The following is a 13,831-nucleotide window of genomic DNA, read 5'->3' as shown; positions in this document are numbered from 1 at the left end:
TCACGGCGGCCCGGATGGCGATGCGCGGCGACGGCTCGCACAAGGTGTCCCTGGACAAGGTCATCAAGACCATGAAGGACACCGGCGCCGACATGTCGGTGAAGTACAAGGAGACGGCGCGCGGCGGGCTGGCGGTCAACATCATCGAGTGCTGACGGGGACGCCTCGGCCGGGGCGGGCGCCGCGAGGTGCGCGCCCCGGCCGGAGCGCCGGCGAACGTCCGGTCAGCAGCGGACGGTCGCCTTCCAGACCTTGATGCCCTTGCTGTCGAAGTGGACGGTCTTGCCCTTCGCGATCCTGGTGCAGGGGTGGTCCGTGCCGTACTTCATCTGCACCTTGACCTTCATCGCGCCCTTGCAGGTGTTCCTCACCTGGACGGTGTAGACGCTGGCCTGGTTGAAGGTGCTGGTCTTGACGCAACTGGGCACCGGGTTCGCCTTGCCCGCGGCCTGGGCGGGCGCGGCGGCGGTGACGCCCATGCCCGCGCTGAGAACGGTCGCGGCTACCAGCGAGCCGACCAACGACTTACGTGACCTCATGCTGCTCCTATGCAGTGTGTTGCGCAGATCCGCAGTACCCCCGTGGCCTGCGGCTTCTCCAGTAAGACACAGCCCCGGGGCGATCACCGCCGTCACTTCGCAAGAGAGGACGTCCCAGCCTGTGGCCTGCGGTGACGGTGCCCGGACGGGGACGCGTGGGACGGGAAGGGACAGGGTGGGACGGGACCGTTCCGCCGGTCTGCCGAAGTCGTCGAGCCCCTAGGACGTGAGGCAGTGGCGCTCGCCCGTGTCGTCGAGGATCAGACAGGCCTTCAGGCCCTCGGGGCCACCGCCGACCATGGGGGTCGAGAGGTAGCCCTCGGCGTCGAATCTGTCCTTGATCTCGGTCCAGCGCGTGCCCTGGCCCGGGGCGCTGATCTCGACGCGGTCGCCGACGCGTCCGAACCAGATCCGCGCCCAACTCGCCTCGCAGAAAGGGCTGTACCGGATGTCCATGGACGGTCCCCGTTCAGGGCGCCGTTCGGCGACCGTGCGGGTGCCGGAGCCCGCGATGGCACACGCCTGGGGCTGGGAGGAACGACCGGTGCACTCCGCCCCCGTGCAGCCGGGGCGCAAGGGCTCGGGCCGGGGAGCGGAGCCGGAGTCGCGCGGGAGGCTGACCGCCGTGAGTACGGCCGCCAGTGCCAGGCCGCCGGCCAGTGCGGTCGTCAGCAGGGGGCGGCGGAACCGTGAGCGGACGCCTTCCCGGGAGGCCGAGGGCTCCTGCGGACCGGGCTCGGACGGCGCGGGGGGCGCTGTCGGGCGGGGACTTCCGGACTCGGCCGCGAGGTCCCACAGGGCCAGCAGCCGGGTGGCGGGCTCGTCCGCCAGCGCGCACAGTTCCTGGACCAGCGCACGCGGAGGCAGCAGGGTTCCGTTGAGGTATCGGTGCCAGGAGGACCTGCTCGCCGTGGTGCGCCGGGCGAGGGCGTCCAGGCTCAGCCCCGTCCGCGCGCGCAGCGCGGCCAACTCCCGTGCGAGGACGAGGAGACTGTGTTCCGGTCCGCTCCGCCGCGTCACCGGCGCAGGGCTTCCCAGGTGTGGGGGCCCATGTGCCCGTCCGTGACGAGACCGGCCGCCTGCTGGAAACGCTTGACCGCCTTCTCCGTCTCCGCTCCGTAAGCGCCGTCGACCACGCCCGGTGAGTAGCCCCGGTACTGCAGGAGGCACTGCGCCTCGACCACGTGCCAACTCGTGGAGATCTGCTGGAGCAGGGCATCGCGCGTGTCACTGTGCCCGGCGTGCAGCAAGCCCTCTTCGCGGTGGATGTCGCAGGCGTGGGTACGGCCCGGTTCGAAGACGAACGCGGCCTTCTCGCCGCGGCGGTCGTCGCCGTGCACGGCTCCGCTCGTCCCGCGAGAGACCAGAAACACCGTGGCGGCGGCCAGTATCCCCATCGTGACGACCGTGGCCGCGGTGAGGGCGGTACGGCGCGTCGGCCGCCGGGGCGAGGCAGCCGCGTCCGCGTCCACGGTCTCCGCGTCCACGGCCCCGACGGACTCGGCGTCCCCCGGCTCCGCCAGGGCGTCCGGCGTGACGGAGCCACTCGCCTCGCCGCCCGCCGACCAGCTGTGCTCGGCCAGCGACCGCAGAGCAAGCGTCCGGTCCACGTCCCCACCGCCGAGCCGGGCCAACTCCTCCACGACAACGGCCGGTGGCAGGTACGAGCCGTTGAGGTACCGCTCCCAGGAGGACTTGCTGCAGCTCGTCCGGTCCGCCAGGGCGGCGAGGCTGAGGCCGCTGCCGCTCTTGAGCCGGCGCAACTCGGCCACGAACCGACGCCCCGGCTCGTCGAGTGCGTCCGGCAGTTCCTTCCACTGAGGCATCGGCGGCTCCGCCCCCTTCATGTCACGGCGCACCGCAAGCATGGTAATCGCCGGCCGATCCTCGTGTGAGATCGCCAACCGCCGTCCCAGCCGTCCCGCGAAGTCCCAACTCGATGGAGGTCCCTGCTGGTCAGAGGCTGGGACATCCCGGGTTCGGCACTCTGCTCGCCCACGTACCCGCCGTCTCGCGGTCTCGCCGCGCACCACGGGTGCCGAGCAGGAGCCCACTCCGGCGCGCATCGTCAAGAGGGTGTCGCTGATCGTCAAGGACGGGGCGCGACGTCACCGCGCGGGAGCGGCACACGTACGTCTCCGACGCGCCGTACCGGAGTCCGTGCTGAGCCCGGCTTTCCGGTACTCGCTGGGGGAGACGCCGTAGGCGGCCCGGAAGGCGCGGCTGAAGTGCGCCGGCGTGGTGAAACCACAGCGGGCCGCGATCGTCTGGACCGGCGTGCCGAGCAGGGCGGGGTCGGCGAGGTCCCGGCGGGCCTTGTCGAGGCGCCGGTGGCGGATCAGGGCGGCCACGGTGACGCCCTCCTGCTGGAACAGACGGTGCAGGTGCCGGCTGGAGATGTGGTGTGCCGCGGCGACGGCCTGCGGAGTGAGCCGGGGATCGTGGAAGTTGTGCGAGATGAAGGACCGGATGGTCAGGACGAGATTTCGGGTGCGGGTCTCCGGCTCAAGGGCCGCTTCGGCGTCCAGCTCGTGGGAGATCAACCCGGCCACCAGATCGAGCAGCACACTGTCGAGTCGCGGCGCGTCGGACGGCTGATAGGCGTCCGGCTCGTCGGACACGTGGCTGATGAAGCGCGTCAGCAGCGCGCCGAAACCCCGCCGGCCGGACAGCCGTCGGCCGAGCATGCCGTCCAGCGCCCCGGTGCCGCGCAGGTGGAGCCGGGATCTGGGGATCTCGACGCCTACGCCCACCAGTGGCCGCTCGGCGTCCGGGCGGACGTCGTAGGGGCGGGAGGTGTCGAGGAAGTAGATGTCGTACGGGTCGTTGACACTGCGGTGGCCGCCGCGGTCGACGTGGACCGATCCGCTGCCGGGAAGGATCAACGTCATGTGGAGCAGCTCGGGATCGGACTGCCGGATCAGCCTGGGGGTGCGCCGGTACCGTGACGCGCAGACACTCACGGGCCACAGCCACGCGTCCTCGAGGTGCAGCACCCGCTGGCGGGCCCAGAAATCGTCGGCGCGCGGGCTGGTGATCTCCGAGGGCGCCATGGTGCGCGCGAAGCATTCCCGCCAGAAGTCGAACCGGTCGCTCCGCGAAAGGCCATCGGTCCGGAACACCGACTCGGTCAGCACTGGCCGCCCTCCCCCTCGTACGCCCGAGTTCGGGTGAGCATACCCAAGGCGCCGGACGGGCACGGCCCGCAGGGTGTCTCACATGGTGACACCCGCTTTCCGAAAAACAAGACGGCTGAGATCGTTGCGACACCCATGTTTCGCACGTGAAAGACCACAGCAATGCCCGCACCAGCACCCGGTTCAGCCCAGTCCCCCGTCAATCCCCGGTCGCGGGTCCTCATCGCCAGCCTCATCGGCACGACGATCGAGTTCTACGACTTCTACATCTACGCGACCGCCGCCGTACTGGTCTTCCCCGAGCTGTTCTTCCCGAACAGCGACCCGACCACGGCCCTGCTGTCGTCCTTCGCGGTCTTCGGCGCCGCGATGGTGGCCCGGCCGATCGGCGCCGTCTTCTTCGGACACCTCGGTGACCGGCTCGGCCGCAAGAAGACGCTGGTGGTCTCCCTCCTCACCATGGGCATCGCCACCTTCCTCATCGGCGTACTGCCCACCTACGCGCAGGCCGGATGGGCCGCCACCGGGCTGCTGGTGCTGATGCGCCTCGCGCAGGGCTTCGCCCTCGGCGGCGAGTGGAGCGGCGCGGCGCTGGTCGCGACCGAGAACGCCCCCAGCGGCAAACGCGCCCTGTACGGAACCTTCCCGCAGCTCGGCGCCCCGCTCGGCTTCATCATCGGCAACGGCCTGTTCCTGATCATCGGCGCGCTGCTGCCGTCCGCGGCCGGCGCCGACCCCACCCAGCCGTCCGAGGCCTTCACCAGCTGGGGCTGGCGCATCCCGTTCCTGTTCTCCGCGGTGATGGTCGCGATCGGCCTGTGGGTGCGCTCGCGGCTGGTGGAGTCGGCGGTGTTCACCAAGACCCAGGAGACCGGGAAGGTGCGCAAGCTGCCGCTGGCCACCGTGGTCCAGGGCCACTGGAAGCAGCTGATCCTCGGCACCTTCATCATGCTGGCGACGTACGTGCTCTTCTATCTGATGACCACGTTCTCGCTGAGCTACGGCCGCACCGCCGAGGACGCCGACGTGCCCGGGCTCGGCTACAGCTACACCGCCTTCGTCCTGATGATGATCTTCGGCGTGCTGTTCTTCGCCGTCTTCACGCTGGTCTCCGGCCCGCTCGCGGACAAGTACGGGCGGCGTACCACCCTGATCTGGATCACCGCCGCGATCGTGGTCTTCGGCCTGGTCTGGGTGCCGCTGATCGGCCTCGGCACGCTCGGCGTGGTGCTGTGGCTGGTGCTCGGCTTCACGCTGATGGGCATGACGTTCGGCCCGATGGGCGCGCTGCTGCCCGAGCTGTTCCCGACCAGTGTGCGCTACACCGGTTCCGGCATCTCGTACAACGTCAGCTCGATCCTCGGCGCGGCCGTCGCCCCGTTCATCGCGGTGGCGCTGTGGGAGGCCGGGGACGGCTCGCCGTGGCTGGTCGGCGTCTACCTCTCCGCGATGGCGGTGCTGACGCTGGTCGCGCTGCTGCTCGGCAAGGAGACCAAGGACGTCTCCCTGGACGAGGGCGAGGCCGCACCGGCCGCCGAGGACGCCCCGGCGGCCCCGGTCACCACCTCCGCCCCCTGATCCGACCGGCGTTCACCACCGCCGTACGCCGAGCGCCCACGCGCCCGGCGTACGGCCGCCGCCCCCGGGCATAACAACAACCTCCGCCCCGAAGGCACTTCAGCCCCACCGGCATCCGAGGGAGTCCGCATGCTGCGCGGCATCGACGTCAGCTCCTACCAGTCCTCCAGCTACGACACGGACGGCCTCTCCTTCGTCTTCATCAAGGCGACGGAGGGCCGTTCGTACGTCAACCCCAAACTCGCGGCACAGACCGAACGCGGCCGCGACGCCGGGCTCGTCGTCGGCTTCTACCACTTCCTGTGGCCCGGCAACCTGACCGCGCAGGCCGAGTACTTCGTCTCCAAGGCGCCCGAGAGGAAGGGCGACATCCTCGCCGTCGACTGGGAGACGACGGGCGAGGGCACCCACGCGAGCAACTCGGAGAAGGACCGGTTCATCCGGAAGGTGAGAGAGCTGCGGCCCGGCAATCGGGTCATTCTCTACTGCAACCGGAACTTCTGGCTGAACGTCGACACGACCTCGTACGCCGGTGACGGCCTCTGGATCGCCGACTACGTGTCGGCCGGCAAGCCCCGCATCCAGGCCAAGTGGCGCTTCCACCAGTACACCGACGACCCGGTCGACACGAACGTGGCGGACTTCGGCAGCAAGGCCGCGCTGAAGGAGTGGGCCCAGGGGGCTTAGCCCCCCCCCGGGCTCCTGCCTAGCCCCTGAACGCCGCCGGACGCTCCGGCAACGCCTCCGCCAGGGCCTTGGTGACGCCCTCGACGCCCGCGCGCAGGCCGTAGACCGGGGTGTCGGGCTGCTGGCGCCAGGACTCGTCGATGCCGCCGGCGTCGACGGTGTCGAAGCCCAGTTCGTCGATGAGGGCCCGGACCTTGGCCTTGGCCGCCTCGTCGTCACCGGCGACCGGCAGCGCCATGCGGTCGGGGTGGCCGGCCGGGCGCGGGCGGTCCAGGATGTCCTGGGCGTACGTGCCGTTGAACGCCTTGATCACGGGGTGGCCGAGGTGCTCCTCGACCCACCGGCTCTCGGTGCGGCCCTCGTCCTCGATGGCGGCGATGCGCCCGTCGCGCTGCTGCGGGTAGTAGTTGTTGGTGTCGATGACCGCCACGCCGTCGGCGGCGCCTTCGAGGATGCCGGAGGGCAGGCCGGGGACCGCCTTCAGCGGGACCGTGACGACCACGACCCCGGCGCCCCGGGCCGCCTCCTCGGCCCGCACCGGGGTCGCGCCGGTCTCCTCGGCCAGCGCGGTGAGCGCGTGCGGTCCGCGGGAGTTGGCGACGGAGACGTCGTGCCCGAGCGCTGTCAGCCGCCGGGTGAGGTTGCCGCCGATGTTGCCCGCGCCGATGATGCCGATCTTCATGATGCCGACTCGCCTTGCCTTTCGGGGGTCGTGTCCTGCGGACCCGGCGGCACGCGCCGGTGATCAGCAGCAACCCCTGGACGGGACGGGCTATTCCACCGCGGCCGGACATACCGGGGGCGCCCGCCCGGTGACCGGTCGGGCGCCCCTCGCGGCGTCGCTACTTGTTCAGGTGCGCCCAGAACTCGTCGAACGACAGCACCTTGTCGCCGTCCAGGTCGCGGCCGGCGATGATCGCCTCGGCCACCGACTCGGTGACGTTCCAGTCGCCGCCCTGGGCCAGCGCGGTCTTGAACTCGGCCGCGGTGATGAAGCCGTCACCGTCCGTGTCGATCCGCTCGAACTGCTTGCGTGCTTCCTCGATGTCCGCCACCGGTCCGCCCCTCTTTTCCGTGCTCTGCTCGTCCTGTGGACGCGTCTGACGCAGGTCAGATTAGCCGCCCGTGCGAGCGCCCAGTGCGGCGACCACCCACCCGAACTGCTCCTCGTAGGCGGACGGTGGCTCCACGCCGTTCACGATCGCCGACAGCTCCCGGTAGCGCGCGAGGCGGGGGGTCGTCACCGAGGTGAGGCGCTCCCGTACGACGGCCGGGTCGGCGTCGCCGATGAGCGCGCGCAGGATGCCGGCGGCCCGCGGCGAGTCGGGCGCGACGCCCTCCCGCAGCGCGTCGCCCGCGAGCCGGACCAGACGACTGACGAACCACAGGGAGGAACTGGTGGGCACGTCCGCTCCCCGGTCCGCCGCGTTGGACTCGATCATCCGGCGCATCGTCGCCCGGAACTCCGGGTCCTGGATCAGCTCGGCCAGTTCCACCCAGGCGTCCACCTGCTCGGGGGTGGGATCGTCGGGCAGGTCCGCCGCGGCGAAGCGCAGACGGGTGCGGATGTCGGGGTCGGCGGTGTCGATGCCCTCGAAGACCTCCGCCATGAAGTCGTCGATGATGCGCCGCCGCTCGGCGGCGGACAGTCGCGCCAGCTTGTTCATCAGGGTCGTCTCCTCTGCGGTCGAGCCGCGTCTCGCCACGGTCGACAGCACCGCGCGGGTCACCCGCAGCGACCTGATCTGCGCGTCCAGCGCGCTCACGTGGGCCGCCGCCACCTGCGCGACCGTCTCCTCGCCGGCCAGCACACGGCGTACGGCCTCCAGGCCGAGGCCGAGTTCACGCAGGGTGCGGATCAGCTCCAGACGGGCGACGGACGCGGCGTCGTAGAGCCGGTAGCCGCCCGTGGAGCGGGTCACCGGGGGCAGGGCGCCCTCGTCCGACCAGTAGCGGATGGTGCGCACCGTCAGTCCGGTGGCGCGGGCCAGCTCGCCGATGGTCATCAGTGCGGTGCCGTCGTCGTTCACGTGTGTGAGTGTGGGCCTTCCAGTGGGTGGAGACTCAAGGAGCGCGGTGTGGCGGAGAGCCTGCGGGACATTCTGGAGGCGGCGGGGCGGGGCGCCTTCCCGGTGGCGGACGGCGGGATCACCGTGGTGCCGCAGCACGGTGACCGGGACGCGGGAGTGATCGCGTTCACGGCGCACTCGGTCGTCTTCACGGACGAGGCGGAGGGGTGGGTGCGCGGGACGCTGGAGGCGCTGCGGTGCGATCCCCTCGCCGCGGCCATGAATCCCCGGTTCCTGAGCGCGTTCGGGGAGCGGGCCGGGCGGGTCACCGACACGGTCGACGTGCTGCTGACCGGGGCTCCGCTGCCGGGCGGGCCGGAGGTGGCGCTGGAGGAGGTCGCCGACCCCGGACATCCCCGGGTGGTCTCGGCGGGCGGGCGGCGCGACGGGGTGCGGGTGTGGGCTGCGGACGGCGGGGTGCTGGTGCTGGGCCGTGGGGTCGCCGGGCGGCTGGAGGCCGCGGTGGAGGTGGCGGAGGGGGCGCGGCACCGGGGGCTGGGCCGGCGCCTGGTGACGGCGGCGCGGCAGCTGGCCGGAGGTGAGCCGGTGTGGGCGCAGGTCGCGGCGGGGAACGCCCGCGGTCTGCGGGCGTTCCAGGCGGCGGGGTACCGGCCGGTGGGGTCGGAGGCGCTGTTCCTCCGCCCCTGAGGTGCTCGGCGCCGGGTCAGTGCCAGGGCTTGTAGTGCGGGTTGCTCTCGCACTCGCTCATGATCTCGGTCTTCGTCTGCCGGTCGACCGGGCAGACGCCGATGATGTACTGCCGCTTGACGCCGCCGGGGAAGGCGACCTCGACCTGGTCGGCCCACTTGTGGGTGTCACCGATGGTCTTGTTGACGTCGATGCCGCCGGGGGCGTCGATGTAGTAGTTGTAGCCGGACTTGTACCAGGTCTTGTAGAGGTCGTGGTCGTAGGTGGTCGAGACGTACGGCGAGGGCTGGTTGACGAGGACGTACTTCTCGACGTCGTACTGGCCGTTGGTGACGTCCTTGGCGTGGAAGCCCTCCTCGAAGACGACCTGCGGGCCGCGGCTGTCGCTGCGGTAGAGGGTGCCGCAGGTGGTGCGCCAGACCGGCTCGGGCGTGATGCGGTCGAGGTCCACGTCGGGGTCGGCGGCGGCCTTGAGCTTGTCGTCGAACTGGGGGCAGGCGGGGGCGGCCTTCGCGGCGGGTGCCGTCGGTGCGGCCGTCGTCCCGGGAGCCGTGGCGGCCGTGGTGGCGAGGACGGCGGAGAGGGACAGGACGGCGGCGGCGCCCCTGCGGCGCAGGCGAGTGGTGAACATGGGGCTTACGATCCCGGGTGCGGAGCGGCAGGCTCCGGATCTTCACCCTTAGGTGGCGTGTCCGCCGAACCGCCTTTTCCTCGGCGGAAGATGGGCTCTCACCGGTCCACCACCCGCAGCTCGAACCAGGTCGTCTTGCCGCGCGGCAGCAGATCGACGCCCCAGCGGTCGGACAGCTTGTCGACGAGGAAAAGGCCGCGTCCGCTGACGTCCGTGTCCTGCACCGGCATCAGGCAGGGCAGCCCCCGGGAGGGGTCGCGGACCTCGATACGGATCCAGCCGGGACGGCGGCGCATGTGAAGGCCGAAGACGCGGGCGCCGGTGTGCCGCACGGCGTTGCCCACCAGCTCGGAGACGAGCAGGACGGTGTCCTCCGTGACGCGGGGGCCGAGCTGCCACTGACGCAGGGCGATGACCTGGGCCAGCCGGCGGGCGGTGGCGGCGGACTCGGGGCGGGACGGTAACGGAACTTCACGCTCCGTGGGATTGCCGAACAACTCCAGTGCCTTGAGCGCGTGTTCGTCCTCGACCGCCGGCGACCAGCGCGCCGCGGTCGCACGTCCGGCTCCCCGCGGCTGTTCCGTATCCTCCAGCCCCGCCATGCCCCCATCATGGCCGCCCTCGGGGGACTCCGGGGCCGTTCCCGGGGAATACACCCCCGCCGAGGCCTGGTCCGACGATGGTCGATCGGCATATGCCGCAGGCAGTTCGGGGCTGCGAACAGCCCCACTGACCTGCACGGACGGCTCGGCCCGGGACAAGCGACGGACTCCCTCGACAAGACGCGCTTAATGGTGCGTTAAGGCTCCCATAAACCGCCCCATCGAGGGACCCGGATCAGACACCGCGTCAATTGCAAGTGGACCGGCCGAACTTCCGGCAGACGATGCGCGAGCGTCCGTCAGAGGAACTTCGCCTTTCCCGGTCCCTCTTCCACGAAGCTGCGCATGCCGCGTTCGCGGTCCTCGGTCGCGAACAGGCCCGCGAACCAGTTCCGCTCGACGGCGAGACCGGTCTCGATGTCCGTCTCCAGCCCGGTGTCGATCGCCTCCTTCGCCGCGCGCAGCGCGATGGCGGGGCCCTTGGCCAGGCGGGCGGCCCAGGCGTGCGCCTGCTCGTAGACCTCGGCGGCCGGTACGACGCGGTCCACCAGGCCGAGCGCCAGTGCCTCGTCGGCCTTCACCTGGCGGCCGGTGAAGATGAGGTCCTTGGCCTTGGAGGGGCCGATCAGCCGGGACAGCCGCTGGGTGCCGCCCGCCCCGGGGATCAGGCCGAGCAGGATCTCGGGCTGGCCGAGCTTGGCGTTCTCACCGGCGATGCGGAAGTCGGCGCAGAGCGCGAGCTCGCAGCCGCCGCCGAGGGCGTAGCCGGTGACCGCCGCGACCACCGGCTTGGGGATGCGGGCCACGGCCGTGAAGGAGTCCTGCAGGGCCCGGGAGCGCGCGATCATCGCCGCGTGGTCCATCACCTGCATCTCCTTGATGTCCGCGCCCGCGGCGAACACCTTCTCGCCGCCGTGGAGGACGACGGCGCGCACGTCGTCGCGGCGGGTGACCTCCTCGGCCAGCTCCTTGAGCCGGTCCTGGGTGGCGACGTCCAGCGCGTTCATGGGCGGGCGGTTGAGGCGCAGCGTGCCGACGCCGTCCGCGACTTCCAGTTCTACGGTCATGCCAGCAGGTTAACGGCGACTAACGACAGCGGCCCCGGTGCCGTACCTCACATCGAGGATCGCGGACACCGGGGCCGTACGGGGCGGAGGCTACGCCTTCCACTTCTCCCAGGACATGTTCCAGCCGTTGAGGCCGTTGTCCGGGGCGATGGTCGCGTCGTTGCTGTTCTTCACCACGACCACGTCGCCGATCATCGAGTTCTCGAAGAACCAGGAGCCCGGCGCCTTCTTGTCCCAGCCGCCGCGCACGTCGCGCAGGCCGATGCAGCCGTGGCTGGAGTTGCGGTTGCCGAAGGCGTCGCCGCCCCAGTAGTTGCCGTGGATGAAGGTGCCGGAGGTGGACAGGCGCATGGCGTGCGGGACGTCCTTGATGTCGTACTCGCCGCCGTAGCCGACGGTCTCGCCGTTCATGCGGGTCACGGGGAGCCGCTCGGTGATGACCATCTGGCCGTTCCAGGTCTCGTAGCCGGGCGCGCCGGTCGTGACCGGGATGGTCTTGATCGTCTTGCCGTCCCGCACGACCTCCATGGTGAGCTTCTTGGCGTCGACCACGGAGACCTGGCTGCGGCCGACGGTGAAGGAGACGGTCTTGGCCTGCTCGCCGTAGACGCCGTCGCGGCCCTCGACGCCGTCGAGGTTGAGGTCGACGGTGACCTTGGTGCCGGCCTTCCAGTACTTCTCCGGGCGGAAGTCGAGGCGGTCGTTGCCGAACCAGTGGCCCTCGACCTCGACGGCCGGCTCGGTCTTGATGCGGATGGCCTTCTCGACGTCCTCGGGGTTGGTGATGCCCCGGGTGAAGCGGATCGAGAACGGCATGCCGACGCCGACCTTCGAGCCGTCCTCGGGGGTGAAGTGGCCGATGAAGGTGTTCTTCGGCGTCAGGGTGGTGAAGCGGGAGTCCTCGGCGGCCGTGCGGCCCTCGGAGTCCTTGGCGACCGCGTGCACGGTGTACGTGGTGGAGGCGGCCAGGTGGGTGGACGGCGTCCAGGTGGCGCCGTCCCCGGATATCTCGCCGTCGACCTTCGCGCCCTCGGCGTCCTTGACGACGACCTCGGTGAGCTTGCCCCGGGTGGCGCCTATCTTCAGGGCGCCGCTGGTGTCGACGGCCCCGGCCCCGTCCTCGGGCGTGATGCTGACGACCGCCTCGGACTGCTTGCTCTGTGCCGCAGTGGAGTCCTCGGCGCCCTTGCCGTCGCCACCCGCCCCGGCGCCGGAGCCGGACCCGCCGCAGGCGGTGAGTGTCAGCAGCACGCCCAGTGCCAGCGCCGGCAGTGCCCTGCCGCGTCCCCTGCCGCCCCGCCCCCGGGCACCCGCCGGCGACGCCCCCGATATCGGACGCACGTTCAACTTGTCTCCCCTCGCCGGGCCCGATCCGGCCCGCGCCCCAGTGCGCCGACGCGCACGGGCGCATCGTAACCGCAGGCCAGCGGCTCAGGGGACAGGGGAAATGTCACCGTTCCGTACCGAGTTGGCGGCCACCCCGGCGGAGGCGCGCCGACGTCAGTTCACCGCGCTGCCCGCCTTCCACTTCTTCCAGTTCATGTTCCAGCCGCCGAGGCCGTTGTCGGGGGCGACCGTCTTGTCCTTGCTGTTGACCACCTCGACGACGTCGCCGATGAGGCTGCGGTCGAAGAACCAGCCCGCCGGGGTGTCGGACCCGCCGCCCTTGACGTCGCGCAGTCCGACGCAGCCGTGGCTCACGTTGGCCCGGCCGAAGGTGTCGGCGGGCGCCCAGTAGTTGCCGTGCAGGAAGGTGCCGGAACTGGTCAGGCGGATGGCGTGCGGGACGTCGGGGATGTCGTACTCGCCGCCGAAGCCGACCGTGCGGCTGTTCATGCGGGTCACGTCGAGCATCTCGGTGATGACCATCTTGCCGTTGTACGTGGGGGTCGCCGGGGCTCCCGCGGTGATCGGCACGGTGGTCAGCAGGGTGCCGTCCCGGCGGACCTCCATGGTCCGCTTCGCCGCGTCGACCAGGGAGACCTGGCTGCGGCCGACGGTGAAGGAGAAGGTCTTGTGCTGGAGCCCGTAGATGCCCGGCGCGCCCTCGACGTCGCGCAGGTCGAGGTCGACGGTGACCTCGGTGCCGGGCTTCCAGTACTTCTCGGGGCGGAGGTCGAGCCGGTCCTTGCCGAACCAGTGGGGGCGGACCTCGACGGAGGGCTTCGCGGTCACCTCGACGGCGCGTTCGACGGCGGCACGGTCGGTGATCTCGTCGCTGAACTGCAGCGAGACGATCATGCCGGTGCCGACGACGGAGCGGTTCTCGGGGGCCACGTAGGCGATGAAGCGCTCGTCGGGGACGTAGGTGGTGAAAGTGGTGTGCCGGGCGGAGCGGCGGCCGTGGCCGTCCAGGGCGACCGCGTCGACGGTGTACCGGGCGGCCAGGGCCAGCCGCTCGTCGTCGGGTTCCCAGCGCAGTCCGTCCTCGGAGATCCGGCCGGGCACCTCCGTCTCCTGCGCGTCCTGCGACTTGACGACCTTCACCGACTCCAGCCGGCCGTCGGGCACCCGCACCGACAGCTGCTCGTCCTCGGGCCGGACGCCCTTGCTGCCGTCGTCCGGGGTGACGCGGATGACGTCCTCCGCCGCGGGTGGTTTGCCGAGCATCTCGCCGATGCCCGAGCCGACGCCGCCGCCGTCGGAGGTGCATCCGGCGGCCCCGGCCAGCAGTCCTGCCCATGTCAGTACGGCGGCCAGAGCGGTCGCCGCGCGCCGTGCGCGCCCATGTACGTGCCTCACATCCACCCGTAACGACCGGTCCGCCCTGGGGAAACGTGAGTGCGAGCCATGCGGTGGGCAGAACTGTGGGGAGGACGACGCGACGGGGTGCGGCGGTCGGGACACCGCACGCCCTTTTCCGTCTTCCGCTC

Annotated in this window: 15 protein-coding genes and 1 pseudogene; 4 read left to right on the top strand and 12 right to left on the bottom strand. The window is 71.1% G+C overall.

All coding sequences use genetic code 11. The annotated features are described in order from the left end of the window. The coding region (locus tag ACFW47_RS34135) for an L-serine ammonia-lyase, iron-sulfur-dependent, subunit alpha (protein WP_386288935.1) at positions 1–155 on the top strand (155 nt) is incomplete at its 5' end. A 69-nt stretch (positions 156–224) separates the two neighbouring features. Here ACFW47_RS34135 and ACFW47_RS34130 read toward each other — a convergent pair. The 4 genes from ACFW47_RS34130 to ACFW47_RS34115 all read right to left on the bottom strand — a co-directional run bounded on the left by ACFW47_RS34130 (position 225) and on the right by ACFW47_RS34115 (position 3,676). After that, on the bottom strand, positions 225–539 hold the full coding sequence (locus ACFW47_RS34130; protein WP_386288931.1) for a hypothetical protein: 315 nt from the start codon (positions 537–539) through the stop codon (positions 225–227). A gap of 219 nt (positions 540–758) precedes the next feature. Beyond that, the gene (locus ACFW47_RS34125) at positions 759–1,559 is read right to left on the bottom strand and encodes a DUF2690 domain-containing protein (RefSeq protein WP_386288929.1); all 801 of its coding nucleotides are present in this window, start codon (positions 1,557–1,559) and stop codon (positions 759–761) included. After that, on the bottom strand, positions 1,556–2,398 hold the full coding sequence (locus ACFW47_RS34120; RefSeq protein ID WP_386308162.1) for a peptidoglycan-binding protein: 843 nt from the start codon (positions 2,396–2,398) through the stop codon (positions 1,556–1,558). The genes ACFW47_RS34125 and ACFW47_RS34120 overlap by 4 nt, the downstream gene beginning before the upstream one ends. Positions 2,399–2,647: 249 nt before the next feature. Beyond that, the gene (locus ACFW47_RS34115) at positions 2,648–3,676 is read right to left on the bottom strand and encodes a helix-turn-helix domain-containing protein (RefSeq protein ID WP_386288925.1); all 1,029 of its coding nucleotides are present in this window, start codon (positions 3,674–3,676) and stop codon (positions 2,648–2,650) included. Positions 3,677–3,838: 162 nt separating this feature from the next. Here ACFW47_RS34115 and ACFW47_RS34110 point away from each other — a divergent pair, with 162 nt between their 5' ends. Continuing rightward, complete coding sequence (locus ACFW47_RS34110; protein ID WP_386288923.1) at positions 3,839–5,254, top strand: MFS transporter; 1,416 nt, start codon at positions 3,839–3,841, stop codon at positions 5,252–5,254. Positions 5,255–5,383: 129 nt separating this feature from the next. Further along, positions 5,384–5,941, top strand: coding sequence for a glycoside hydrolase family 25 protein (locus ACFW47_RS34105; RefSeq protein WP_386288921.1), 558 nt, complete (start codon positions 5,384–5,386; stop codon positions 5,939–5,941). Positions 5,942–5,960: 19 nt separating this feature from the next. Here the strand turns inward: ACFW47_RS34105 and ACFW47_RS34100 are convergent. The 3 genes and pseudogenes from ACFW47_RS34100 to ACFW47_RS34090 all read right to left on the bottom strand — a co-directional run. Continuing rightward, positions 5,961–6,632 (bottom strand): annotated as a pseudogene (locus ACFW47_RS34100) (NADPH-dependent F420 reductase); the annotation flags it as partial. Between the two features lie 151 nt (positions 6,633–6,783). After that, positions 6,784–6,996 carry an EF-hand domain-containing protein gene (locus ACFW47_RS34095; protein WP_043379704.1) on the bottom strand — a complete coding sequence of 71 codons (213 nt, stop codon included), beginning with the start codon at positions 6,994–6,996 and terminating at the stop codon, positions 6,784–6,786. Positions 6,997–7,056: 60 nt separating this feature from the next. Further along, a complete protein-coding gene (locus ACFW47_RS34090; protein WP_386308161.1) occupies positions 7,057–7,971 on the bottom strand; it encodes a MerR family transcriptional regulator in 915 nt (304 codons plus the stop codon). A 48-nt stretch (positions 7,972–8,019) separates the two neighbouring features. On the opposite strand from ACFW47_RS34090, the gene ACFW47_RS34085 reads away from it, so the two are divergent. Continuing rightward, positions 8,020–8,658: a GNAT family N-acetyltransferase gene (locus ACFW47_RS34085; RefSeq protein WP_386308160.1), complete on the top strand. Its 639-nt coding sequence runs from the start codon at positions 8,020–8,022 to the stop codon at positions 8,656–8,658. A gap of 16 nt (positions 8,659–8,674) precedes the next feature. Here ACFW47_RS34085 and ACFW47_RS34080 read toward each other — a convergent pair whose 3' ends face one another. The 5 genes from ACFW47_RS34080 to ACFW47_RS34060 form a co-directional block, all read right to left on the bottom strand. Then, complete coding sequence (locus ACFW47_RS34080; RefSeq protein WP_386288917.1) at positions 8,675–9,289, bottom strand: ADP-ribosyltransferase; 615 nt, start codon at positions 9,287–9,289, stop codon at positions 8,675–8,677. Between the two features lie 98 nt (positions 9,290–9,387). Then, positions 9,388–9,891 (bottom strand): ATP-binding protein, encoded by a 504-nt coding sequence (locus ACFW47_RS34075; protein ID WP_386288916.1) that lies wholly within the window; start codon positions 9,889–9,891, stop codon positions 9,388–9,390. A 299-nt stretch (positions 9,892–10,190) separates the two neighbouring features. Continuing rightward, complete coding sequence (locus tag ACFW47_RS34070; RefSeq protein ID WP_386288914.1) at positions 10,191–10,958, bottom strand: enoyl-CoA hydratase/isomerase family protein; 768 nt, start codon at positions 10,956–10,958, stop codon at positions 10,191–10,193. A 90-nt stretch (positions 10,959–11,048) separates the two neighbouring features. Next, a complete protein-coding gene (locus tag ACFW47_RS34065; RefSeq protein WP_386288912.1) occupies positions 11,049–12,305 on the bottom strand; it encodes an Ig-like domain-containing protein in 1,257 nt (418 codons plus the stop codon). Positions 12,306–12,458: 153 nt separating this feature from the next. Then, the gene (locus ACFW47_RS34060) at positions 12,459–13,700 is read right to left on the bottom strand and encodes an Ig-like domain-containing protein (RefSeq protein WP_386288910.1); all 1,242 of its coding nucleotides are present in this window, start codon (positions 13,698–13,700) and stop codon (positions 12,459–12,461) included. Positions 13,701–13,831: the final 131 nt, after the last annotated feature.

Origin of the sequence: Streptomyces sp. NPDC058796, assembly GCF_042745235.1 — a bacterium.
In the GTDB taxonomy this organism is placed as follows: domain Bacteria; phylum Actinomycetota; class Actinomycetes; order Streptomycetales; family Streptomycetaceae; genus Streptomyces.
The sequence above is the reverse complement of the archived record's forward strand: the minus strand, read 5'-3'. Positions and strand labels throughout refer to the sequence as shown.

Excerpts from the sequence above, each read along its gene's own strand:
- ACFW47_RS34130 (WP_386288931.1), bottom strand. The coding sequence starts at position 539 with ATGAGGTCACGTAAGTCGTTGGTCGGCTCGCTGGTAGCCGCGACCGTT.
- ACFW47_RS34110 (WP_386288923.1), top strand. The coding sequence starts at position 3,839 with ATGCCCGCACCAGCACCCGGTTCAGCCCAGTCCCCCGTCAATCCCCGG.
- ACFW47_RS34105 (WP_386288921.1), top strand. The coding sequence starts at position 5,384 with ATGCTGCGCGGCATCGACGTCAGCTCCTACCAGTCCTCCAGCTACGAC.
- ACFW47_RS34080 (WP_386288917.1), bottom strand. The coding sequence starts at position 9,289 with ATGTTCACCACTCGCCTGCGCCGCAGGGGCGCCGCCGCCGTCCTGTCC.
- ACFW47_RS34075 (WP_386288916.1), bottom strand. The coding sequence starts at position 9,891 with ATGGCGGGGCTGGAGGATACGGAACAGCCGCGGGGAGCCGGACGTGCG.
- ACFW47_RS34070 (WP_386288914.1), bottom strand. The coding sequence starts at position 10,958 with ATGACCGTAGAACTGGAAGTCGCGGACGGCGTCGGCACGCTGCGCCTC.